We start from the raw sequence: 23,208 nt of genomic DNA on the forward strand, positions 1-23,208 counted from the left end.
GGCGGTGCGGGGTGAGTGCGGGAGACCGGCGGCTCTCGGTCACCTCGCCGACGACCGGCCAGCCGTCCTCCCAGGTCACGGGGGTAAGGAACGTCTCCCTGCCCAGGTTGGCGAAGTCGCCTCCGTAGGGGCGGGTGGCGAGCAGCACCATCCACCACTCCCCCTCCTGGGTCTGGACCAGGTCGGCGTGGCCGGTGCAGGCGATCGAGTGCTCGCGGCCCTTGTGCCGGTTGGTGAGGATCGGATTGCGCGGGTCCGGCTCGTACGGCCCGGCGATGTCGCGCGAGCGGGCGATCATGACGGCGTGGTCGCGGGCGGTGCCCCCTTCGGAGGTCAGCAGGTAGTACCAGTCCCCGATCCGGTAGAGGTGGGGGCCCTCGGACCAGATGCCGCGGCGCTGCACCGCCTCCCAGATGATCCGCTCTTCGCCGACCGGCGTGAGGCCGTCGAGGCGCCGGAGCCAGATCTCGGTGTCCCCGGGATAGCGGCCTTGGGTCTTCTCCCGGGTGCCGACGACCCACGCCGTGCCGTCGTCGTCGAAGAACAGGGACGGGTCGATCCCCCGCGTCGTGGGCAACCAGTGGGGATCGCTCCACGGTCCCGCCGGGTCGGTCGCCGTGACGATGAAGTTGCCTCCGCCGTCGACCAGCGTCGTGATCAGGTAGAAGACGCCGTCGTGGTGCCGGATGGTCGGCGCGTAGACGCCGGCGGACGGCGCCAGGCCGTCCAGGTCCAGCTGGGACGGGCGGTCGAGGACGTGCCCGAGTTGCCGCCAGTGGACCAGGTCCCGGCTGTGGAAGATCGGCACGCCGGGGAACCATTCGAAGGTCGAGGTGACGAGGTAGTAGTCCGCACCCACCCGGCAGATCGAGGGATCCGGATGGCACCCCGGAAGCACGGGATTCCGGAAATGGCCGTTCTCTGTCCTGGACGCCTGCTCCATCGGCTCTCCTTGTCGGTCATGGTCGCGATCGTGTTCGCGTCCCGGGCTTCCGGAAGATGGGGACGGGACCGGGCGCCATGACCTCAGAGGAGGCCGGGCCTCGCACGCTGCGGAAGGCGAGACCCGGCCACTTCCCATTGGAACATGCCGGTCCGCGGAGTTCACGGCGATATCGCCGGAATCATGCGGTAGTCATGCCGCGGTCACGCTGTGGTCACTTCGTCAGGCGGAGCACCCCCCAGCGCGCGGTGCTCAGGTAGCTCTGCCCGGTCGGGTCGTTCCAGGTGACCGCGCCGGTGCGGCTCGCACCCGTGGCGTCGTTCACCTGGACGTCGAAGCCGAGCAGCGCGTCCTTCGCCAGGGTGATCGTCGGGAGCGTGACGGCCGCCTCGATCACGTAGCCGCCGGGGACGATCCTGGCCGCGCTCGTCAGGTTGTCCTTGATCGCGAAGGCGTCGAAGGTGCCGCCGATCGTCTGCCGGCCGGAGAAGGAGATCCGGTACTGGCCGTCGTCATCGTCGTATCCCTTGGTCTTGCCGTTGCCGGGGTCCACGAAGATCTCGACGGAGTCCTGCTCCCAGGCGTTCGGGGAGTCCTCGCTCAGGGTCGCGTCGGTGACCTGGGCCAGGACGTACAGCGTGCCCCCGTGCTCACCGGCGCCGTTCCAGAGCGCGCGGACGCGCGCGGTGGCTCCGGTCGTGCCCTGGATCCAGGTGGCGGTGCGGATCTCGGGACTCCTCGCCCACAGCGCGTCCACGGTCCCGTCGACGACGGGCGCCGCCTTGGACGCGGTGGCGAGCTTGATCGCGGGGACGACGGTCGGCGCGCCGTTCCAGGCGATGTCGTCGCCGCCCGAGGCGTTGTGGACGGTCACGCGCAGCGTGCCGGCCGTACCCGAGGGAAGCCGGGCCTCCACGCGGTATCCCCCGTCGGTCCTCTTCGCGTGGGCGGGGAACCCGTGGGCGTGCGTGCCGCCCCGCCTGACCGTGTACGGCGTGCCGCCGGCCTCGAAGGTCACGGAGTCGTTCTTGTCGTTCGAGGGGTCGCGTACCTCGGCCATCACGTACAGCCCCGCGCCGGTGGACCTGGCCTGGAAGCCGGCGGACAGGTCGCCGACGCGGGCGATGGGCGTGTCGGGCAGCAGGTCCCATTCCAGGTCGCGCTTGCCGTCGACCACGATCGTCCCGGCGGGGACGGTGAGCCGGCGGGTGAGCGGCGGCAGCTTCGAGGGGTCCGCGATGCCCCAGTACGCGGGTTTGGCCTGGAGTTCGTCGTCGAACGGCAGCGGCGGGTTCAGCCGGGTGATGGGGAAGAACGACAGCCACGTGCCGTCGTCGGCCACACCCCAGACGGTGACCGAGCTGATCTGCGACGCGTGCCTGCGGAACACGTCGAACAGCTCCTTGTAGCGGTATCCCTGCTCGGTAAGGACGTCCTGCGGCACCGTGTCGTACGTCGAGACGAAGTCGGTGTAGACGCTGACGTCGAGTTCGGTGATCTGCTGGTCCACGCCGAGGGCGGCGAACCTCTCGATGGTGTCCTCGACGTTCGAGGCGGGCGCCTGCTCGATGTTGACGTGCAGCTGGTGGCCGACACCGTCGATGGGCACGCCCTCGGCGCGCAGCTTCCTGACGAGGTCGTAGAGCACCTCGCGCTTGCGCGGCCATTCGGTGTTGTAGTCGTTGATGAACAGCGTGGCGCCGGGGTCGGCCTCGTGCGCCACGCGGAAGGCCGTGCGGATGTAGTCGAGCCCGGTGATCTCGAACCACTTCGACCGGCGCATGCCGTCGGGCCGGTTCTCGTCGATGACCTCGTTGACGACGTCCCAGGCGGCGATCTTGCCCTTGTACCTGGTCACCAGGGTCCGGATGTGGTTCTCCAGGCGCTGGAGCAGCAAAGCCCGGTCCGCCGGGGTGAGGTCCCGGTCACCGTCCTTGAACACCCAGTCGGGGGTCTGGCTGTGCCAGGCGAGGGTGTGGCCGCGGAACTTCAGGTCGTGCTCCGCCGCGTAGTTCACCAGGTAGTCCGCCTCGGTGAAGGTGAACCGCCCCTCTTCGGGCTCGGTGGCGTCCCATTTCATGTCGTTGCCGGGGGTGACGCCGCCGTAGTGCCTGAGCAGGAGCTGCCCGTGCTCGCCGAGGGTCTGCGCGCGGTTGAACGCGACGCCGAGCGTGAAGGGGACCGTGTCCTTCAGCGGGGGGATGTCGGTCTGGATCGGTTTCGGCTCGATGTACGTCAGGGAGAAGTCGTCCAGGTAGAACGGGAAGGTGCCGCCGTCCGACTCGATGTAGACGCTGAGGAGGTCCACGTCGTGGGCGAGGGTGTAGGTGCCCTTGAGCAGCGTCCACTCCCCCGGGGCGACGGCCTTGGGCGCGGCCACCCGCTGGTAGGCGGGAGTGCCGTCCAGCCGTCGTTCGAGCGACAGTCCGAGGTTGCCGGAGGTGACGTCGGGGCCGAGCCGTACCCACGCGGAGATCTCGTACTTCGAGCCCTTGGCCATCGCGCCGAGGACGCTTCGTGACGGCCCGTCCCAGGACGCGCTCCGGCCCGACACGGCGAGGCTGTACGCGCCGCCGTGCGCGACGGCCGTCGTGGGCGTGAGCGAGGCGGAGGCGCGGGGCGACCAGCTCTGCGCGGTGCCCGTCTCGAAGTCGCTGGCCAGCCCGGACCGTGTGGGGTCGCCGTCGGACGTGATCACGATGTCGTCGAGGTGGTACCGCGACGTGGCGTCCGAGCTCTCGACGTAGAGCTGCAGGTCCGTGGAGTCGGCGGTGAAGGTGTACGTCCCGGACAGTTCGGTCCACGCGGCGTCGGTCACGGTGCCGGCGCCGACCCGCTCGTAGGTGGTGGACCCGCCGGCCGGGGTCCGCTGCACGGTCATCGCGATCGTGTTCGGCGGCTGCCCGCTCGCCAGCCTGGCGAAGGCGGTGACCGTGTAGGTGACCCCCTTCTCGAACGGCGGGGTGATCGTGGCGCCGTGCCAGGTGGCGGTCCGGCCCTGGACGAGCAGCGCGGCGTCCCCCGAATGCGCGGTGTCGCTCAGCCCGACCGTGACGCCGGAGCCGCGCGCGCTCCAGCCCTGCGTGCTGCCGTTCTCGAAGTCGTATTTCGCGACGTGTACGGCAGCGCTCGCCGGACTTATCGCGATAAATCCTGATAACAGGCATAACAGGGCGGCGGCCGTCGCCATCCAGCGCGTACGCATTCGGGGGTCTCCTCGTGGTCAGGTTGAGGGCGACATCGGGAAGCGCGGCGACCGCCCCCGGCGGTCGCCGCGCCGGGCCCAGGTCTCCGGGCCGTCGGGCGGGCTATCGGGACAGGTTCTCGGCCAGGAGGTCCAGCAGGGGCTCACGCCGTACGCACCGGGCGAGCGCGAAGGAGTCGGCGAGGGCGATGAGCTCCTCGTCGGAGAGGCCGCGGAACAGGTCCGCGTACTCCGGCAGCAGGGCCTGGGCGATCAGGATGTGGCGCAGGAGGTCGTCGGTCTGGTAGCGGGCGCCCCACGGGAAGGGGTCCCAGGACGGGAACTCGGTCTCCACCAGCCGGTGCAGCGGGGCGAGCTGGTCCGCCGCCTCCTCCATCGTGGATCCCCACCTGTCGGCGCCGAGCCGGGTCTTCTTGGCGATGAACGGCCCGAACCTGTCCATGTACGGCCCGGCGGCGTGGACGAGCCCCTGGAGGCCGACGTCCTTGTACGTCCACAGGGACCATCCGGCGTCGTGCGCGTCGTAGATCTCCAGCTGGTCGCGCAGGATCTGGTACCGCTGGGCGTCGGTCTCGGGGTCGCCGGTGTAGACGGGGCCGAACTCGCCGACCCACACCGGAGTGCCGGTCTCGCGCTGGAAGGCGGTCCGCCGGGTGAAGGTGTTCTCCAGCTGGTCGCGGTCGCACCACTCGCCGCGGGTGTGGCCGGGGTACGGCCCGCCGTGCGCGAACCCGGCCAGCGCGTAGTCGTGGCAGACGAACACCGTGTTCTCATACACCTCACGAAATATCGTGAAATCGGTGGAGTACCGGTTGCCGTCGAGGAAGAGCACGTGCGCGGGGTCCACCGCGCGCACCGCCTTGACGAGCCGGTCGTAGAACGGCCCGACCACCCGGCCCTCGACGTCGCCGGGCTCGTTGACGGGGTTGTAGCCCGCTACCCAGGGGTCGTCCTTGTACCGGTCGGCGATGGCCTCCCACATGTGCACGGCCCGGTCCTGGAAGTGCCGGTGCCGCCAGAAGGACGCGATGTGGGTGGGATTGTCGGAGTGCCAGTGCTGGTTCTGCGCGCCGGGGAGGGCGTGCATGTCGATCACGGAGTGGATTCCCCGGTCGCCGAGCAGGCGGATGACCCGGTCCAGGTGGCGGAAGCCGCGCTCGATGATCTCCATCGGGCGGTCGTCGGATTCGAAATGCCGGTAGTTCACCGGGATCCGCACGCAGTTGATCCCGAGGTCCGCCAGCAACGCCGCGTCGGCTTCGTCGAAGAACGAGGTCAGCAGCCGGTCGAAGAACAGCTCGTAGCGGTCCTCCCCCAGCACCTCCCGTACGGCGGAGCGCATCGAGGACTCGTCGGCCGGGTACCCGGTGATGAAGTTCTCCATGTTCATCCAGCCCCCGAGACCCACTCCGCGCAACCGCACCGGGGTACCGTCGGCCGCGACGAGGCGGGATCCGGATACACGCAGGGTCATCACAACTCCTTCTTCATATGCCGGGACAAACCCGGACGATCTTCGCTATTCGGCCGGACGCGGGAGGTCATCCCTTGGTGGCGCCCGCGGTGAGACCACCGATGAGCTGGCGTTCGGCGACGCTGTAGAAGGCCAGTGCCGGCACCATCGCGAGCACGACGTACGCGAGGATCTTGGCGGTGTCCGAGGAGTACTGGCCGTAGAACTGCTGGACCCCGAGCGGGATGGTCCACCAGTTGGGGTCATTGAAGATCACCAGAGGCAGGAAGAAGTTGTTCCAGCTCGCCACGATCGCGAGCACGGACACCGTCGCGAGGGCGGGACGTGCCATCGGCAGCAGGATCCGCCAGAAGAACCCGAAGGCGGTGCACCCGTCGAGCGTCGCGGCCTCCTCGATCTCCTTGGGGATGCCCCGGAAGAAGGACCTCAGGATGATGATCGTCATCGGCAGCCCGAAGGCGGCCTGCGGCAGGATCACCCCGAGCGGGTTGTCCAGCAGCCCCATGGTCCGCAGCAGCACGAACAGCGGCAGGATCGCCACCGCGAACGGGAACATCAGCCCGACGGTGAACAGCGTGAACAGGAACTCCCTGCCCCTGAACGCGAAGCGGGCGAACACGAACGCGGCCATCGCGGACAGGGCCACGACGACGAGCGTCGTCGCGAGGGCGATGAAGACGCTGTTGAGCAGCTGCCGCCAGAACGAGCCCGAGGCCAGCACGTCGGTGTAGTTCTCCGGGACCCACGGGGACGGCAGCCCGAAGGGATTCGTCGAGAGCTGGGCGGTGTCCTTGAACCCGCCGATCAGGGCGAAGAGGAGCGGCACGACCACGAACGCGCCGAGCACCACCGCGACGGCGTGCACCGAGGCGGATCGGAGCCGGGCGCCCGAGCGCCGCCCCGCGGCGGCGTGGCCGCTCATCGCTGGTCTCGCATGGTGGTGATCGCTCCTTCTGTGTCGCGGCGCAGGACGAACCGCTGGTAGCCCAGCGCGAAGATCAGGCTGATCAGGAACATCACGACGCTGATCGCGGTGCCGTAGCCGACCTGGGACCGCTTGAAGCCGAACTGGAACATGGTCACGGCCATGGTTTCTGAGGAATGGATCGGGCCTCCGGCGGTCAGCACCCACACCAGGTCGAAGAGCTGGATCGCGCCGATGATCGAGAGGAAGGCGCTGATCCGGATGGTCGGGCCGAGCAACGGCAGGGTGACGTACCGGAACTGCTCCCAGGGGGTCGCGCCGTCGATGGCGGCCGCCTCGCCGAGCTCCTGCGGGATGCCCTGCCGCCCGGCGAGATAGAGGATCATGTGGAAGCCGAAGTACTTCCAGGTCATGACGATGAACACCGAGATCATGACGATGTCCGGATCGCCCAGCCACTCCGACTGCAGCGCGCTCAGCCCGACCGCGTCCAGGATCTGGTTCGCCAGGCCCTGGTCCGGCGAGAGGATCATGGTGAACAGGACACCCGTGATCACCTCGGACAACATGTACGGCGCGAAGAACAGCAGCCGGTAGACGGCTCGCCCGCGCATCTTCCGGTTGAGCAGCATGGCGATGCCGAGCGCCAGCGGAAGCTGGATCGTGATCGACAGGATGACCAGGGCCAGCCCCCGCCACAGATCGCCGCGGAACACCTCGTCGCCGAACATCCTGGTGAAGTTGTCCAGCCCGATGAAGTTCGTCGGCAGGCCGCCGAGGCCGTTCCACTTGAACAGGCTGGTGTAGGCGGCGACCGCGATCGGAGCCAGGACCAGCAGGCCGAACAGCACCAGCGCCGGGAGAAGGAACAGGGTGATCGTCATCAGCCCCCGGAACCGCCGGCGGCGGGCTTCGGGAGGCGCCTGCGACCGTGCCGTACGGGAACGTGCTGGGGGGATCTCCGATCGCTCGCCCGTCAGAGCCGGGGGTGTCACGTCACTTCGCTCCGTCCGTTGCTTCGGTTGGTCCGTCCGGCACGCGAGCCGCCCTCGGAGGCCGGCTCGGGACCACCTGGGGCCGCCTCGGGACCACCTGGGGCGCCTCGGACGTGCCCTGAGGGGCGGGGACGCGGGCCGGGCGGGTACCGCGCGCACCCGCCCGGCCCGGGTGGTCCGTACGAGGACCGCTCGCGGGGTACTACTCCGACTTCGCCGTCTCGGTGATGGCCTGGGCGACCTGCTCGGGGGTCTTCGACCCCGCGATGAGCGCGGCCACGCTGTCGTTGACCTCCTGGCCCACGGCGGGCGGGTAGGCCTGGTCGAGGTAGAGCTGGAAGCCGGTCGCCGCGGCCAGCGCCTTGGCGACGACCGCGAGGTTCGGGTCCTTGACCGCGTCCTCCTCGCCCTTGAGCACGGGGAGGACCGCGCCGGACTCGACCGACTTGCGGTGCTGGGCCGCGTCGTGGATGTACTTCAGGAAGTCGACCGCCTCGTCCGGGGCGTTCGCGCCCACGGCGTATCCGCCGCCGCCGCCGAAGGCGTCCGACGCCGAGCCCTTGCCTCCCTCGACGGAGGGGAAGGCGAAGAACCCGAGGTCGTCGCCGAGGCCCTTGCCCGAGTCCTTCTCGACGGCGGGGGCCCACTGGCCCATCAGCTCCATGGCGGCCTTGCCGTTACTCACGGTCGCGGCCTGGCCGTCCGGCGTCGAGTAGCCCGCGCCGAGGAAGCCCTTCTGGAACGGCTGGAGGTCGACGAGCTGCTTGAGGTGCTCGCCCGCGGAGACGAACTCCGGCTTGGTGAAGTCGTGGTCGGTGCCCGCCTGCTTGAGCGCGTCCAGGCCGGCGACGCGCATGGCGAGGTAGGCCCAGTAGTAGTGCCCCGGCCACTTCTCCTTGCCGGCGAGGGCGATCGGGGTGATCCCGGCGGACTTGAGCTTCTTGACGTCGTCGAGGAACTCGCTCCACGTGGCCGGCGGCTGGGCGATGCCCGCCTTGGTGAACAGCGCCTTGTTGTACCAGAAGCCGACCATCCCGATGTCGTTCGGGATCGCGTACGTCTTGCCGTCGAACTGGTACGCCTGCAGCGACGCCGGGGTGAAGTTGCCGATCCAGGAGCTGACGTCGCCGGAGAGGTCCTTCACCAGCCCGGCGTCGATCTGCTGCTGGAGGACGCCGCCGCCCCAGGTGGAGTAGATGTCGGGTGTCTTCCCCGACTGGGTGGCGGTGGACATCTTGGCCTTGAACGCCTCGTTCTCGATCGGAACGTTCTTGATCGTGACGTTCGGGTGGGCGGCCTCGTACTCCTTGACCCGCTCCGCGAGGATGGACTTCAGCGGCTCGGCGGTGGAGATGTTCCACCATTCGACCGTGACCTTCTCGGACGCGGACTTGTCCGACGCCTTCCCACCGTTCCCCTCGCTGGAGCATCCCGCGAGGACCAGCGCGGTCGCAGCGAATAAGACCACACCTCGTCGAGTCAACGACATCTCAGTGCTTCCCTTCCTTATCTACGGACCCGCTCGTGGTCCGGTGAAAGTTTCAGGTGCACCCCCGAATATTTCGTGACCCGGAGAATAGGTAAACTCCGCGTTACGCGTCAATAGCCGCCGTGGGAGCGATCCCATACCCGGCCGGACCCGCGACACGCGGATCCGAAAGTTTTCGGCTACGCTACCGCCCATGCCAGCGAAAAGGCGGGTGACGATCGCCCTGATCGCCAAGGAAGCGGGGGTTTCCGTCCCCACGGTTTCCAAGGTCATCAACGGCCGCCCCGAGGTCGCGTCCGAGACCAGACAACGGGTCGAGCGCCTCCTCCACAAGCACGGTTACCAGCGCAGGACCGGTCACGGAGACGGCCCGGTCGGCCTCATCGACCTGGTCTTCGCCGAGGTCGAGAGCCCGTGGGCGATGGAGCTCATCCGCGGCGCCGAGACCGCGGCGCGCGAGACGGAGGCGAGCGTGGTCGTCTCCGTGCTGCACACCAAGACCGGCCCCGGCCGCGACTGGATCGACCGCATCGCGGCCCGCCGGACCGACGGCGCGATCATCGTCGGGTCGCACCTGTCCACGCGCCAGCAGGGGCAGCTCAACGCCCGCGCCATCCCGTTCGTGGTGGTGGACCCGGACGGCGAGCCCGCCCCCGGCATGACGTCGGTGGGCGCCACCAACTGGCACGGCGGGCTGGCCGCGACCCGGCACCTGCTCGAACTCGGCCACACCAGGATCGGCATGATCGGGGGCCCGCCCGACATGCTCTGCAGCCGGGCCCGCATCGACGGATACCGGGCCGGGCTCGAGACCGCGGGCCTCGCCGTCGACCCCGAGCTGATCAAGAACGGCGACTTCCTCGTCGGCTCCGGCCGGGACCAGGGGCACGCGCTGCTGTCGCTGCCCGACCCGCCGACCGCGATCTTCGCGGGCTGCGACATGCAGGCGTTCGGCGTCTTCGAGGCGGCCAGGCAGCGCGGCCTGCGGGTGCCGGAGGACCTGTCCGTGGTCGGCTTCGACGACCTCCCCCTGGCACGTTCCGCCTGGCCGCCGCTGACCACCGTCCGCCAACCGCTCCAGGAGATGGCCGCGCTCGCCGCCCGGATGGTCCTCGCCATCGGCAGGGGCGAGGTGCCCGAGCCGCGCCGGGTCGAGCTGGCCACCGATCTGGTGATCAGGGAGAGCACCGCCGCGCCGCGCGCCCGCTGACCCGCCACCGCGTACCCGCTGACCTGTTCAAGGTCCGTACGGGTCGCCCGGCGCGCTAGGGTTTCTCGCGATATGTCCGGGTGCGCGAGACGGAGCGGACGGTTGCGGGGTTGGCGGGGAGCGGCCGTCACGGCGCTCATGGCGGCGATCGTTACGGCTCTCATCGGGAGCCCCGGAGCGGCGCATGCCTCCGCGCGGGCGGCCGCGACCGAGGAGCGGCCGTGCCCGGTGGCGGTTCCCTCGGGCACGACCTGCGGCTACCTGCTCGTTCCCGAACGGCGTGACGTCCCCGGCAGCAGGACGATCCGGGTGGGTTACGCGGTGCACCGCTCGACCTCGCCGGACCGGCGGGCCGATCCGGTGGTGTACTCCAGCGGCGGCCCCGGTTCGCCGTCGACGCAGCTCACCGGCTTCCTCGCGCGGATGTCGCCGGACCGGGACGTGATCGTCGTCGAGCAGCGCGGCGGACGCCACTCGCAACCCTCGCTGAGTTGTCCCGAGGTGGTCCGGGGCCTCGTCGAGACGCTGAAGACGCCCAAGGCGACCGCGGACGAGACCGGCCCGATCACCGAGGGCGCGCTGGCCTGCCAGAGCCGCTACCAGGCCGAGAAGATCGACCTGCGCGGGTACCGCACCGGCGAGATCGCCGCCGACGTGGTGGAACTGCGCACGGCGCTCGGCTACGAGCAGTGGAACCTGATCGGGGTCAGCTACTCGACCCGGTCGATGTTGGAGGCCGCCGCCAGGGACCCGCGGGGCACCCGCGCGGTGGTGCTCGACTCCTTCCTCCCCTCCCAGGTCAACTGGTACGACGAGGCGGTACCCGCGCTGCGGGCGACACTGACCAAGCTCGGCGCGGGCGCCCGGTTCGACGAGATGGTGGCCAGGTACAACGCCCACCCCGCCGCGTACGCGACGAAGGATCCGCTGACCCGCACGCGGATCGGCGTGCGGCTCACCGGCGACGACATCGCGACGATCATCGGCGAGGCGGCCCATGAGACCGAGGTCGCCCCGCTCCTCCCCGCCCTCGTGGACGCCCTGGCCGACGGCCGCGTCGAGCTGCTCCAGCCCCTTCTGGACGGCGTCGGCGACGCCCTGACCTCGCACGACTGGGGTCTGTACTACGCCGTGCAGTGCCAGGACGAGGTGCCGTTCAACGCGTTCACGGCCCAGAGCGGGCCCCGGCTGTTCACCGGTGTCGCGGACACCGCCGTCTGCGCGGCCTGGAACCTGCCCCGCAGTTCGGGCGAGGCCGCGACCACCACGGCGCCGGTCCTGGTCCTCGGCGGCCAGTACGACCCGACCACTCCTCCCGAGAGCGCGCGCCAGGCGGCGACCGCCCTCCCGAACGCCAGGTTCACCGAGTTCGCCGGAATCGGGCACGGCGTCTTCCTGTCGAGCGACTGCGGACGCCGGACGATCGCCGCCTTCCTCGCCGACCCGACCGCGGCCGGAACCGCGCCGTGCGACCCGGGCGCCGGCGCCCCGTCACCGGTCCGGCCGGGCGACCTCCACCTGACGTCGGCGCCGTACCGGATGTCGCAGTCCCCCGTACTGCTCGCTCCGCTCGGGATCTTCGCGCTCGCCGCGGCCGTGCAGTTCCTGGCCGGACTCGTCACGCTGGTCCGGCGCCGCGGTCACGGTCTGCTCCCGTCGCTGGCCGGGCTGGCCGGGCTGGCCGGGCTCGCCTTCGCCGGACTGGCCGCGCTGAGCCTCACCCGCGTCTCCGACGACACCGTGTTCGCCATCGGCCTCCCTCCGGCGATCGCCTGGTACGGCCTGCTCGCCGTGGTCTCGACCGCGCTGTCGATCATCGCCGCCTTCCGGCTGCGCTCGGCCTCGTCCGAGATCATCCCCGTCGTGACCGGTCTCGTCCTCCTCACCTGGCTCTACGGCTGGGTGCTCGCCTAGTCATCCGACGCGCGAGGGGCGCGGCGGCGATCTGAGCAGGAGCGAGCGGGCGCGGAACGCGTCCCGAGCGACGCCCGAAGATCATCGCCGCGAAGGCGCCCCGAGCCTGTCCCGCCGAAGGCGGAGCACATGAGCAGGGCATTGACGGGGGCGGATTCACCCCATACGTTTCGGGTTCAAAACTTCTCCCTAATCTTCCGAAAGTTTCGGAGGTCCATGGTGACGGTACGGCGAAGGGCGCTCCGGGCGGCGGCCGTACTCGCGGTGGCGGTCCCGGTGGGGGCGCAGCCGGCCTGGGCCGCGCACACGCGGGCGGGCCGGGAAAGCGCTTCCCAGGCGTCGATCACGATCAAGGAGCACGCCACCCGCCAGGCCGTCGACGGCTTCGGCCTGTCGCAGGCGTTCCAGCGGAACACGCTCATCCGGGCGCTTCCCGCCGACAGGCAGCGGGAGATCCTCGACCCGTGGCTAAGCCGGGACAAGGGCGCGGGGCTGAGCATCCTGCGCCTCGGCATCGGCTCGTCCGCCACCGATCCGTACGACCTGATGCTCTCGATCCAGCCGGAGGACCCCGGCGGCCCCGACGCGACGCCCCGGTACGTCTGGGACGGCGACGACGGCGGCCAGGTCTGGCTGGCCAAGGAGGCCAAGGCGTACGGGGTGACCCGGTTCTACGCGGACGCGTGGAGCGCCCCCGGCTACATGAAGGACAACGGGTCGGACTCCGACGGCGGCACGTTGTGAGCGGCACCGCGGCCGTGACCACCTCGCTCACCACCCGGCCGGGTACGGCCGCCGCCTACCTGACCGACGGCGGCCACTCGCTCGCGCCGGTCCCCGTACAGGGGCACGGGGCGCGCGGGACGGTGGCGGTCCGGCCGCGCTCGCTCACCACGATCGTCGTCGACGGCCGCGGCGGAAGGCGCTGAACCGCATGATCAAGGTCGCCATCGTAGGCGCCGGCGGCATCGCCGGCATCTGCCACGTCCCCGCGCTGCGGGCGCAGGCGCACCGCGCCGAGATCGTCGCGGCCGTGGACGTGGACGCCGGGCGGGTTCAGGCGTTCGCCGCCGAACATCGCATCCCGGCGGCGTACACGTCCCTGGCCGGGATGCTGGACGCGGAACGGCCGGATCTCGTCCACGTGTGCACCCCGCCCCACCTGCACGCCGCGCAGGTGGTCGAGTGCCTCCGGGCCGGAGCCTGGGTCTGGTGCGAGAAGCCGGTCTGCCTCACCCTCGCCGAGCACGACACCATCACGGCGGCGGAGCGGGGCGCTTACGCGAGCGTCGTCTCACAGCACCGCTTCGGGTCGGGCGCCCGGCACCTCCGCGACCTGGTGGCGGGCGGGGTGCTGGGTCGCCCGCTGGTCGCCCTGTGCGTCACGGCCTGGTACCGGGACCACGCGTACTTCGACGTCCCGTGGCGGGGCGGCTGGGCGACCGAGGGCGGCGGCCCCACGATGGGTCACGGCATCCACCAGATGGACGTCCTGCTGTCGGTGCTCGGCCGCTGGTCGGAGGTCAGGGCCATGGCCGGCACCCTCGACCGGCGGATCGACACCGAGGACGTGTCCATGGCCGCGGTGCGCTTCGCGCGTCCGGGGCGATGGCGTCGGTGGTCAACAGCCTCCTGTCGCCCCGTGAGGAGAGTTACCTGCGGTTCGACTTCACCGACGCCACCGTCGAGCTGCGCCACCTGTATGGCTACCGCAACGCGGACTGGACCTCGACCTCGCCGCGCTGGAACCCCCCGGAGGACGTGCCGAGTTCCCACGAGGCGCAGCTGAGGCTCCTGCTCGACGCGTTCGAGCGCGGCGAGCGACCACCCCTCAGCGGCGCCGAGGGACGCGAGGCGCTGGAGCTCGTCACCGGGCTCTACGCGTCGGCGTTCACCGGGCGGCCGGTCCACCGCGAGGAGCTGACCGTGGACACCCCCTTCTATCACCGTCCGGGCGGAGGAGAGCTGTGAGAGAGCTGGTCTTCGAGGAGCGCGGCGTCGAACTCCTGCGCTACGTCTACGAGCCGGACACGCCGGTCGTCGAGTCGCCGAAGCCGTACGCGCATCCGGTGCGGACCCTCGCCGGGGACGTCGTGACCGCGTACCGGCCGCATGACCACCGCTGGCACAGGGGCCTCCAGATGACCGTGTCGTACCTGTCCGGGGAGAACTTCTGGGGCGGCGGCACCTACGTGCGCGAGGAGGCGGGGTACGTCGACCTGCCGAACAACGGGACCATGCGCCACGAGGGCTTCCCCGAGCCGGGGACCGAGCTCCTGACCTGGCACACACAGGCGGGCGAGCACTGGGTGGACGAGACCAGGACGATCGCGGTCGAGGACGTCGAGGACGACTCCTGGACACTGCGCTTCCACACGTCGATGACGAACGTCAGAGGCGAGGACCTCGTGTTCGGCAGCCCGACGACCTGCGGACGGCCCATGGCGGGCTACTGCGGCCTGTTCTGGCGCGGCCCGCGCTCGTTCGAGCACGGCCGGGTCGTCGCCTCGCACGGCGACGGCCCCGAGATGATGGGCCGGGAGGCGGACTGGCTGGCCTACGTGGGCGCGCACGACGGGGTGGAGCGGTCCTCCACGGTCCTCTTCGTCGCCGAGCGGCCCACGACGTGGTTCGTCCGGACGACGCCCTTCGCCGCGGTCAACCCGTCGATCGCGTTCGACCGGGAGGTACGCCTCGGGCACGGCGAGACGCTGAGCCTGGGGTACCGCGTCGTCGTCGCGACCGGCGCCTGGGACCGCGACCGGCTGGAGACCTACGTGAAGGAGCACGCATGACGGGTCTCCCGGCGGGAGGGGCCTTCCCCGGCGGGGTCGGCGTCTCCGACCTGAGGGTCTACGACTGGCCCGCCGCCGACGGGCGCCGCGGCGGCTCGCCCCACGTCCACCTGCTGTGCTCCGAGGCGTACGTCGTCGTCGAGGGGAAGGGGAGCGTGCAGACGATCACCTGTCAGGGCTTCGCCGAGACGCCGCTCGCGCCCGGGACGGTGGTGTCGTTCACTCCCGGGACCGTCCACCGGCTCGTCAACGACGGCGGCCTGCGCATCGTGGTCGTCATGCAGAACAGCGGCCTGCCCGAGGCGGGCGACGCCGTCCTCACCTTCCCCGCCGCGGTCGTCTCCGACCCGGAGGCGTACGGCGCGGCGGCCGCGGTCTCCGGCGAGGAGTCGGCCCGCCGCCGCCGCGACCTGGCGATGGAGGGCTTCCTCGAACTCCGCGAGCGGAGTCGTTCCGGCCCCTCCTGCGTCGAGGACTTCCTCCGCCACGCCGTACGGATCGTGGCGGGCAGGCTGGACGCCTTCGAGGAGCGGTGGCGGTCCGGCGCGCTCGCGGCCGTCCGGGCCACCGGCGCGCAGTTCGCGCGCCTGCGCGCGGGCGACATCGGCCATCTGCGGGACGCCGGGGTGACCCGGACCGGAGCCGAGCCGAGGCTCGGCATGTGCGGCCGCCTGGACGCCTTCTCTACGGGACGCTCTTGATCTTCCATACGAAGACGGCGCCGAGCAGGACGAGCACGCCCGCCGTCAGGTAGAGCACGGTGTATCCGCCGAAGCTGGCGACGATCGGACCCGCGATGACCGGGCCGAGCACCTGCGGCCCGGAGTTGGCGATGTTGATCAGGCCGAGGTCCTTGCCCCGTCCCTTCGCGGCGGGGAGGACCTGGGTGATGAGGGCGTTGTCCACGGCGAAGTACGCGCCGAAGCCGATGCCGAGAACCAGCGCCCCGACCAGCGTCACGTTCCACTGCGGCCAGAACGCGAGCATGAGCGCGGGGATCGCGCTGATCGTGCCGGAGATCGTGACCAGGACCTTCCGCTTGCCCAGCCGGTCGGACAGCATGCCGGCGAGCACGGCGGTCAGCACCACGGCCCCGGTGTAGATCAGGATCAGCAGGAAGAGGCCGTCGCTCGCCTTCTCACCCGGGAACAGCCGCTCGTAGCCGACCGCGTCGGTCAGGAAGTACAGCAGGTACAGCAGCGCCATCGCGTTGCCCAGGCTCATGAGGAACCGGGTGGCCCAGGCCCAGGCGAAGTCGGGGTGCTTCCTCGGGCTGATCCAGAAGTGCTTGAACGAGAACGCCGGGCGGTGCTCGCGCGGCAGGGCCGGGTCGGGAGTGGTCAGCACGAACGGCAGCACACACAGCGGGAGGATCAGGCCGATCAGCAGATATCCGGACGTGATGCCGGTGGCGACCATGGTGACGAGGCCGACGCCGACCACGACGCCGAGCGACTGCGTGATGCCGATCCATCCGGAGACGCCGCCGCGCTGGCTGACCGGAACGTGGTCGGGGACCCCGGCGGACAACGCGGCCTGCAGGGAGTTCAGCCCGATCTCCGCCAGGCACCAGCCCAGCGCCACACCGGCGACGGTGCTCTGCGTGGACAGGAACAGCAGTCCCAGACAGCCGAGGAGCGCGCCGAACAGCGTCCAGGGGTGCCGCCGTCCGAACCTGCTCGCCGTACGGTCCGACAGCGCACCGGCGATCGGGTTGGCGATCAGGGCGGCCGCCGCGCCGAGTCCGGTGACGATGGCGAGGGCCGTCTCCTTGTTGCCGGGGGCGATCTCGCCGACCTGCTCGGGCAGGAGGACCTGCAACGGGCCGAAGTACCCCATCCAGAGGACGAGGTTGCCGAGGGAGATGAAGGCGATCCACCGCGGCCTCACCCGCCGTACCGGCTCGGCGAGGGCGGCGGGAAGCTCGGCGGCCTGGCCGGCGACGTTCATGGGCATCCATTCCCGAAGGTGAGGGGTGCTCGGATGGTATGCCACCGGCCCACAGCAGATGAATACGTCGTTCCTATACTGTGACCACACTAATTCCCACGTTGTAATCCAGCCGGCCGCCCCGCGCCGACCGGGAACGGCGCCCTGTGATCAGGGCGGCCGTCCCCTCCGGCCCCGCCCTCGCCTTCGGCCGCCGTCCCGCGCCGCCCACGCGGCGGGTCCGGGGAACCATGAATCCGCAGGACAGGGAGATCCGGTCGCGCAGCCACCCGGATCGACCTCACCAAACGGCATTATCTTTTTGGAAACTTTCCTAAAAGAAGGCATTGACGGGCCTGCTGGGAGCGCCTAGCTTCCAGATCGACGACCCCTGGGGGCGGGGTGCGCACGAAGTCCTGTCGCCTACGGAGGTGGCCCGTCCGTGTTCCCTTCACGACCGTCCTCATCACGACCGCCCGCCGTACCACCGTCTCCCGCTTCTCCGCCCCCATCCGCCGCGCGGCCGGCCTCGGCGGCCCCGCGCCTGCGGACGGTGCTGGCCGCGGCCGGAGCGTCCCTCGCCCTCGTCGTCGGCGCCCTCACGGGCGCGGCGGCCGCGGCGGCCGACAACGAGACCTGCCGCCCCGACGGCCTCTACCGGACTCCCGGTGTGGACGTCCCCTACTGCCTGACCTACGACGAGTCCGGCAGGGAGAAGATGGGCACCGACCATCCGCGCCGGATCATCGGCTACTTCACCGGGTGGCGGGACGGGAAGAACGGCCAGCCGTCCTACCTGGCCAAGGACATCCCGTGGAGCAAGATCACCCACATCAACTACGCCTTCGCGCACGTCGGCTCGGACAACAAGATCTCGGTCGGCGCGAACGACGCGGACAACCCGGCGACCGGCATGGAGTGGCCGGGCGTCGCGGGGGCCGAACTCGACCCCGCGCTGCCGTACAAGGGGCACTTCAACCTGCTCAACAAGTACAAGAAGGCCAACCCGCACGCCAAGACGCTGATCAGCGTCGGCGGCTGGGCCGAGACCGGCGGCTACCTGGAAGGGAGCGGCCGGGTGGCCTCCGGCGGCTTCTACAGCATGACCGTCAACGCCGGCGGCGGCGTCAACCAGGCCGGGATCGACGTCTTCGCCGACTCCGCGGTGAAGTTCCTGCGTGACTACGGCTTCAACGGCGTCGACATCGACTACGAGTACCCCACCTCGATGAAGGACGCGGGCAACCCGCTCGACTGGACCATCGCCAACGCGCGCCGGGCGAACCTGATGAAGGGCTACGCGGCGCTGATGAAGACGCTGCGCGAGAAGCTCGACCGCGCCTCGGCGGCCGACGGCAAGTACTACATGCTCACCGTGGCCGCGCCCGCCTCCGGCTATCTGCTGCGCGGCATGGAGACCTTCCAGGTCGCCCAGTACCTCGACTACGTCAACATCATGTCGTACGACCTGCACGGCGCCTGGAACGAGTTCGTCGGCCCCAACGCCGCGCTGTACGACGACGGCAAGGACGCCGAACTGGCCAAGTGGGGCGTCTACACCACCTCGCAGTACGGCGGCATCGGGTACCTCAACACCGACTGGGCCTACCACTACTTCCGCGGCGCCATGCAGGCCGGGCGGATCAACATCGGCGTGCCGTACTACACGCGCGGCTGGAAGAGCGTCAACGGCGGGACCAACGGGCTGTGGGGTACGTCGGTCGGCTCGAACTGCCCGACAGGGCTGACGACCTGCGGCGACGGCGCGCGCGGCGTGGACAACCTGTGGCACGACGAGGAGAACGGCAAGGAGGTCGGCGCCGGATCCAACCCCATGTGGCACGCCAAGAACCTGGAGAAGGGCATCACCGGCTCGTACGGCGCGGCCTACGGCCTGGACCCGGCGAACGACGCCGACGACAGGCTGACCGGCACCTACACCCGCAACTACGACTCCACGATGGCCGCCCCCTGGTTGTGGAACGCGACCAAGAAGGTGTTCCTGTCCACCGAGGACGAGCAGTCGATCGGCGTCAAGGCCGACTACGTCAAGGACAAGGGCCTGGGCGGCATCATGATCTGGGAGCTGGCCGGCGACTACCGGTGGACCGGCTCCGAGTACTTCATGGGCGACACGCTCACCACCCTCGCCTACGACACGCTCAAGACCGCCTCGCCGTACGGCGCGACCATGGCGAAGGTGAGCGTCCCGGCCGAGAAGTTGGACGTCACGGTCGAGGCGACCGGGTTCCCCGTGGGCGACAGCAACTACCCGATCAACCCCAAGCTGAAGATCACCAACAACTCACAGACGACGCTCCCCGGAGGCGCGGAGTTCCAGTGGGACTACGCGACGTCCGCGCCGAACAACGCCAAGGACCAGTCCGGCTTCGGGTTGAGCGTGATCAGCAGCGAGCACACCGGGAACAACATCGGCGGGCTCAAGGGCGACTTCCATCGCGTCTCGGTGAAGCTGCCCTCGTGGCAGTCGCTCGCACCGGGCGCGTCGGTCACGCTCGACTACGTCTACTACCTGCCCGCGCCCGGCCCGGCGAACTACACGCTCACCTTCGGCGGCAAGACGTACGGCCTGGCCTTCGAGAACGCCCGCGGGGGCACGTCCCCCAGCGCCTCGCCCAGCGCCAGCGCGTCCCCGAGCGCATCCCCGAGCGCATCCCCCAGCGCATCACCGAGCGCGTCCCCGAGCGGCGGCACGTGCGCGTCGCCCGCCTGGTCGACCGGCACGGTCTACACGGGAGGCCAGCAGGTCTCCCACAAGGGCCACACCTGGCAGGCCAAGTGGTGGACGCAGAACGAGGAGCCCGGCACCACCGGCGAGTGGGGCGTCTGGAAGGACCTCGGCGCCTGCTGAGCCCGCTCGCCTGACACACCCTCGGGGCCGTGGGGTTCCCCTCTCCTCCCCCACGGTCCCGAGGCTCACATCACCGAGACTCCCCCGGGCCCTGCGCCTCACGCCCCCCATCAGGGCCCGGGGGCCCGCACGACCCGCCGAGGCCGGACGTGCACGACCCGACCTGGGGGCACCGCCCGGGGTGGTCGTCTCCCCGGCGTCCGAGGACGGCCGTGCCCGGCGATCACGTCCGCGTCGATCAGGTCTGCCGCGATCACGTCCGCGGCGATCAGGTCTGCCGCGATCACGTCCGCGGCGATCACGCCTGGCCGGGAGCCGTACCGGTGCCGAACGATGGGACCATGTGTGGGTCAGGAACCCTCCAACGGAAGGTCATCATCGGTGAGGCGGCTACTCACGGTCCTGCTGCTCGCCTGCGCTCCCGTACTGGGCGTCGCGATGCCCGCTCAGGCGCACAACGTGCTGGTCGGCAGCGACCCCAAGGACGGCGCCCAGGTGGCCACGGCCCCGGACCGGATCACGCTGGACTTCGACCAGCCCGTACGGCGTGACTTCGCGCGGATCGCCGTCACCGGCCCGGACGGAGCCACCTACGAGCGGGGCGAGGTCACGGCGAAGGCCGACAGCGTCTCGATCGGCCTGGCCCCGCTCGGCCCGGCCGGCGCGTACGTGATCGGCTATCGCATCGTCTCGAACGACGGCCATCCGGTCACCGGCACGATCACCTTCACCCTGACCACCGCCGGGCAGGCGGCCGGACAGCCCTCCCCATCGACGACCCCATCGACGACCCCATCGACGGCCTCCTCGACGGCCCCCGTTGAGAGCCCGTCCGCGAACCCGCCGGAGAGCCCCTCGGCGACACCGTCGGAGCAGGCGCAGACCGGCGGCCGGACGCTCCCTCCGGCCGCCGGAGGACAGCCGGACCTCACCACGTCCACCACCGACCTCACCGCACAGAGCTCGTCCGGCGGATGGGTGTGGGGCCTCCTCGTCGGCACCCTCGCGTTGCTCGCCCTGTCCGCCTACGTGCTCGTACGGCACGACCGTCGCGCGCGGAGCGCGGCATGACCAGGACCGGGGCCGCGAAGAACGCGGAGAGCACGGGACGTCCGCAGACCACGGAACCTCCGCAGACCACGGAACGTCCGGAGACCGTGGGAGGTCCGCGGGGCACGGCCGCGGTGGCGCGTCCCCGGCTCGCCCTGGCCGCGATCGTTCTCGCCGGACTGCTCGCGGTGCTGATCTCGACCTGGCTCACACTCCCCGAGGCGGCGCGCGGGATCGTGATGCCCGGCCCGCTGGTGGAATACGGCCTGCCCGTCATGCGGCTGGTCCTCGACGTGGCGGCGACCGCGACCGTCGGGCTCAGCCTGCTGCCCAAGCTGCTCGGCTTCGACGATCCGGAGCGGACCGAGCCGGTGGCGGCGCGCGCCAGGCACTGGGCCGTGCTGTCCGCGCTCGTGTGGGCGCTGTCCGCGCTCGTCTCCACCGTGCTGAGCGCCGCCGAGCTGACTCCCGGGCAGGCGCCGGACGTGGCCGGATTCGTCGAGCGGATCGGCTCCGGCCAGGGCCTGGTCGTGAGCGCCTCGTGCGCGGTGGTCAGCGCCGCCGTGGGCATGTTCGCGGTCAGGTTCGGCGAGAAGGTCCCGGCCGAGCTCCGCGTGCTGGTGGCCGCGTTCGGCCTGCTTCCGCTGCCGGTGACCGGTCACGCGTCCAACTGGTACTGGCACGACCTGAGCATGGTCTCGATGGAGCTGCACGTCATCGGGTCGGCCGCGTGGGTCGGGGGTCTGCTGGCGCTCGCCGTCCTGCTCGCGGGGAACCGCGGCCTGCTGGCGCTGGCGCTCCCGCGGTTCTCCCGGCTGGCCACGGTGGCCCTGCTCGTCGTCGGCCTCACCGGGCTGTTCAACGGTGTGGTCGAGCTGCTGCTGACCCCCGGTGAGGAGTTCCCGCTCTCGCTGGTGACCACCGGCTACGGGCAGCTCGTCATCGCGAAGATCGTGTTCGTCGGCCTGGTGGCACTGCTCGGGGGCAACATCCGCTGGCGGCTGCTGCCCGCGATCAGCCGGCAGGCCCCGACGGCGTTCGCCGCCTGGGTGGCGTTCGAACTGGCCGTCATGGGCCTCGCCTACGGCGTGGCGGTGGCGCTGACCCGCGCTCCGGTCTCCTGATCCCGGTCGCCGTCGCGCAGGCGGTACATCCGGGTGAGGATCTCCGCGCCGATCCAGGCGGCCGCGAGCAACCCGCCGGCCATCGCCCAGGAGTCCGTCGGGTACGGCGGCGCGGCGAGGAGCTCCTTCTGCAGCGCCAACCCGCCGTAGATCCCGCCGGTCACCAGCGCGGCGCCCAGGACCGGCCGTACGAGCCGGGCGACCAGTGAGTCACCGAGCGGACCGCACGCCAGGAAGGCGAGGTCGATGAACAGGCCGCCGAGCACGAAGAAGAACGGGATGGCCGAGCCCGGGAAGCCCATCCCGACGAAGAGCGGCCAGACCAGCGCGCGGTAGGCGACGTACGCGGCCGCGATCGCCGTGGCCGTCCAGGCACGCCCGATCATGAGCCGGGCGATGACCAGGACGAGCATGCCCGCCACACCGGCCCAGAGCGGATAGAGCAGGTCGGGCACCGGGAGCGAGAACTTGACGATCATCTCGCGGTCCACCGCCCGGCCGAGCTGGTTGGCCGCGAACTCCAGCAGGCTCGGCTCGGCGTACGGCTCGCCGCGGTCCCACGAGGCGATCTCCAGCACGCCGTACTCCTGCTGCTGGGCGGGGAAGTGCAGGTTCTCCAGGAAGAAAGCGAACAGCGCGGCGAGGACCACGGTGCGCCGCCGCTCGACCCGCGCGTCGCCACGCGGCGCGCCGAGCCACCAGCCCCGGGCCACCCCGGCGATCATCAGCCCGCTGCCGATGAACAGCAGCGCGTGCGAGGGGCTCCATGCGGTGATGTCGAGACCGTTGACCCGGTGGTTGATCAGGTCGAGCGGGATCGCGATGAGGAAGACGCCCGTGCCCCACACGATCAACCGCGAGGCCAGGCGGTCCACTCCGTAACCGGTGTACCAGTGGACGATGGTCAGGCCCACGGCGATGACGGTGCCGACCGTGTTGAGCAGGTGCGGCGGGGCCAGGTCGTCGCGCAGCCACCTGAAGTGCCAGGACACGTCCCAGGACGCCCCCAGCACCTTCAGCACGAACGCCGCCAGCCAGCCGAGGTAGAGCACCCGGAACAGATCCGCCGGTGTCTCCCTGCCCGCCTCACCACGTGTCCAGTACGGGAGGGCCCAATCGAGGATCCGATGAGGTGCTTGCCTGAGCGTTCCAATGGTCACGCGCGAAATGATGCCGGTCTCGTCGCCCGCAACGCAATCGGGGACAACCCCGATATACCCGAGCTGTCCAGCTAAGAGGTGGCGATCCCTGCTTTGAGGGGAGCCATGAAGGCACGGAAGGGG

General features: G+C 70.5%; 19 protein-coding genes. 11 read left to right on the top strand and 8 right to left on the bottom strand.

Annotated features, from left to right (window positions below):
* The 6 genes from IMZ11_RS24840 to IMZ11_RS24865 form a co-directional block, all read right to left on the bottom strand.
* On the bottom strand, positions 1-943 hold a 943-nt coding region (locus IMZ11_RS24840; protein ID WP_228644754.1), incomplete at its 3' end, for a glycoside hydrolase family 43 protein.
* A 214-nt stretch (positions 944-1,157) separates the two neighbouring features.
* Positions 1,158-4,148: an endo-1,4-beta-xylanase gene (locus tag IMZ11_RS24845; RefSeq protein ID WP_228644755.1), complete on the bottom strand. Its 2,991-nt coding sequence runs from the start codon at positions 4,146-4,148 to the stop codon at positions 1,158-1,160.
* 103 nt (positions 4,149-4,251) lie between these two features.
* Positions 4,252-5,622: a glycoside hydrolase family 5 protein gene (locus IMZ11_RS24850; RefSeq protein ID WP_228644756.1), complete on the bottom strand. Its 1,371-nt coding sequence runs from the start codon at positions 5,620-5,622 to the stop codon at positions 4,252-4,254.
* Positions 5,623-5,689: 67 nt separating this feature from the next.
* Complete coding sequence (locus tag IMZ11_RS24855) at positions 5,690-6,544, bottom strand: carbohydrate ABC transporter permease (protein WP_228644757.1); 855 nt, start codon at positions 6,542-6,544, stop codon at positions 5,690-5,692.
* Complete coding sequence (locus IMZ11_RS24860; protein ID WP_228644758.1) at positions 6,541-7,431, bottom strand: carbohydrate ABC transporter permease; 891 nt, start codon at positions 7,429-7,431, stop codon at positions 6,541-6,543. The genes IMZ11_RS24855 and IMZ11_RS24860 overlap by 4 nt, the downstream gene beginning before the upstream one ends.
* Positions 7,432-7,744: 313 nt before the next feature.
* The gene (locus IMZ11_RS24865) at positions 7,745-9,010 is read right to left on the bottom strand and encodes an extracellular solute-binding protein (protein WP_228644759.1); all 1,266 of its coding nucleotides are present in this window, start codon (positions 9,008-9,010) and stop codon (positions 7,745-7,747) included.
* 214 nt (positions 9,011-9,224) lie between these two features.
* On the opposite strand from IMZ11_RS24865, the gene IMZ11_RS24870 reads away from it, so the two are divergent.
* The 8 genes from IMZ11_RS24870 to IMZ11_RS24900 all read left to right on the top strand — a co-directional run bounded on the left by IMZ11_RS24870 (position 9,225) and on the right by IMZ11_RS24900 (position 15,651).
* On the top strand, positions 9,225-10,241 hold the full coding sequence (locus IMZ11_RS24870) for a LacI family DNA-binding transcriptional regulator (protein WP_228644760.1): 1,017 nt from the start codon (positions 9,225-9,227) through the stop codon (positions 10,239-10,241).
* Positions 10,242-10,343: 102 nt separating this feature from the next.
* On the top strand, positions 10,344-12,155 hold the full coding sequence (locus IMZ11_RS24875; RefSeq protein WP_228644761.1) for an alpha/beta fold hydrolase: 1,812 nt from the start codon (positions 10,344-10,346) through the stop codon (positions 12,153-12,155).
* A 216-nt stretch (positions 12,156-12,371) separates the two neighbouring features.
* Entirely contained in the window at positions 12,372-12,899 is a 528-nt protein-coding gene (locus tag IMZ11_RS24880) for a hypothetical protein (protein ID WP_228644762.1), read from the top strand.
* Positions 12,896-13,084: a hypothetical protein gene (locus IMZ11_RS24885; RefSeq protein ID WP_228644763.1), complete on the top strand. Its 189-nt coding sequence runs from the start codon at positions 12,896-12,898 to the stop codon at positions 13,082-13,084. Before IMZ11_RS24880 ends, IMZ11_RS24885 begins: the two co-directional genes overlap by 4 nt.
* A gap of 5 nt (positions 13,085-13,089) precedes the next feature.
* Complete coding sequence (locus tag IMZ11_RS24890) at positions 13,090-13,944, top strand: Gfo/Idh/MocA family oxidoreductase (RefSeq protein WP_308066842.1); 855 nt, start codon at positions 13,090-13,092, stop codon at positions 13,942-13,944.
* The gene (locus tag IMZ11_RS46305; RefSeq protein ID WP_308066843.1) at positions 13,917-14,126 is read left to right on the top strand and encodes a hypothetical protein; all 210 of its coding nucleotides are present in this window, start codon (positions 13,917-13,919) and stop codon (positions 14,124-14,126) included. Before IMZ11_RS24890 ends, IMZ11_RS46305 begins: the two co-directional genes overlap by 28 nt.
* Positions 14,123-14,950, top strand: a complete 828-nt coding sequence (locus IMZ11_RS24895) for a PmoA family protein (protein ID WP_228644764.1) — start codon at positions 14,123-14,125, stop codon at positions 14,948-14,950. Before IMZ11_RS46305 ends, IMZ11_RS24895 begins: the two co-directional genes overlap by 4 nt.
* On the top strand, positions 14,947-15,651 hold the full coding sequence (locus IMZ11_RS24900) for a cupin domain-containing protein (protein ID WP_228644765.1): 705 nt from the start codon (positions 14,947-14,949) through the stop codon (positions 15,649-15,651). Before IMZ11_RS24895 ends, IMZ11_RS24900 begins: the two co-directional genes overlap by 4 nt.
* On the opposite strand, the gene IMZ11_RS24905 is transcribed toward IMZ11_RS24900, so the two are convergent.
* Entirely contained in the window at positions 15,635-16,900 is a 1,266-nt protein-coding gene (locus tag IMZ11_RS24905) for an MFS transporter (RefSeq protein WP_061255273.1), read from the bottom strand. The genes IMZ11_RS24900 and IMZ11_RS24905 overlap by 17 nt on opposite strands.
* A gap of 532 nt (positions 16,901-17,432) precedes the next feature.
* Here IMZ11_RS24905 and IMZ11_RS24910 point away from each other — a divergent pair.
* The 3 genes from IMZ11_RS24910 (at position 17,433) to IMZ11_RS24920 (ending at position 21,925) form a co-directional block, all read left to right on the top strand.
* Positions 17,433-19,751 (top strand): chitinase C-terminal domain-containing protein, encoded by a 2,319-nt coding sequence (locus IMZ11_RS24910; RefSeq protein WP_228644766.1) that lies wholly within the window; start codon positions 17,433-17,435, stop codon positions 19,749-19,751.
* Between the two features lie 381 nt (positions 19,752-20,132).
* The gene (locus IMZ11_RS24915) at positions 20,133-20,822 is read left to right on the top strand and encodes a copper resistance CopC family protein (RefSeq protein WP_228644767.1); all 690 of its coding nucleotides are present in this window, start codon (positions 20,133-20,135) and stop codon (positions 20,820-20,822) included.
* On the top strand, positions 20,819-21,925 hold the full coding sequence (locus IMZ11_RS24920; protein WP_228644768.1) for a copper resistance D family protein: 1,107 nt from the start codon (positions 20,819-20,821) through the stop codon (positions 21,923-21,925). Before IMZ11_RS24915 ends, IMZ11_RS24920 begins: the two co-directional genes overlap by 4 nt.
* On the opposite strand, the gene IMZ11_RS24925 is transcribed toward IMZ11_RS24920, so the two are convergent.
* Entirely contained in the window at positions 21,883-23,085 is a 1,203-nt protein-coding gene (locus IMZ11_RS24925) for a hypothetical protein (protein ID WP_228644769.1), read from the bottom strand. The two genes, IMZ11_RS24920 and IMZ11_RS24925, sit on opposite strands and share 43 nt — an antisense overlap.
* Between the last annotated feature and the right edge of the window lie 123 nt (positions 23,086-23,208).

The organism is Microtetraspora sp. AC03309 (assembly GCF_020826795.1).
In the GTDB taxonomy this organism is placed as follows: domain Bacteria; phylum Actinomycetota; class Actinomycetes; order Streptosporangiales; family Streptosporangiaceae; genus Microtetraspora; species Microtetraspora glauca.

What these genes read in the sequence shown, in the direction of transcription:
- IMZ11_RS24845 (WP_228644755.1), bottom strand. Translation starts at nt 4,148, where the DNA reads ATGCGTACGCGCTGGATGGCGACGGCCGCCGCCCTGTTATGCCTGTTA.
- IMZ11_RS24850 (WP_228644756.1), bottom strand. Translation starts at nt 5,622, where the DNA reads ATGACCCTGCGTGTATCCGGATCCCGCCTCGTCGCGGCCGACGGTACC.
- IMZ11_RS24855 (WP_228644757.1), bottom strand. Translation starts at nt 6,544, where the DNA reads ATGAGCGGCCACGCCGCCGCGGGGCGGCGCTCGGGCGCCCGGCTCCGA.
- IMZ11_RS24860 (WP_228644758.1), bottom strand. Translation starts at nt 7,431, where the DNA reads ATGACGATCACCCTGTTCCTTCTCCCGGCGCTGGTGCTGTTCGGCCTG.
- IMZ11_RS24870 (WP_228644760.1), top strand. Translation starts at nt 9,225, where the DNA reads ATGCCAGCGAAAAGGCGGGTGACGATCGCCCTGATCGCCAAGGAAGCG.
- IMZ11_RS24880 (WP_228644762.1), top strand. Translation starts at nt 12,372, where the DNA reads ATGGTGACGGTACGGCGAAGGGCGCTCCGGGCGGCGGCCGTACTCGCG.
- IMZ11_RS24890 (WP_308066842.1), top strand. Translation starts at nt 13,090, where the DNA reads ATGATCAAGGTCGCCATCGTAGGCGCCGGCGGCATCGCCGGCATCTGC.
- IMZ11_RS24900 (WP_228644765.1), top strand. Translation starts at nt 14,947, where the DNA reads ATGACGGGTCTCCCGGCGGGAGGGGCCTTCCCCGGCGGGGTCGGCGTC.
- IMZ11_RS24905 (WP_061255273.1), bottom strand. Translation starts at nt 16,900, where the DNA reads ATGAACGTCGCCGGCCAGGCCGCCGAGCTTCCCGCCGCCCTCGCCGAG.
- IMZ11_RS24920 (WP_228644768.1), top strand. Translation starts at nt 20,819, where the DNA reads ATGACCAGGACCGGGGCCGCGAAGAACGCGGAGAGCACGGGACGTCCG.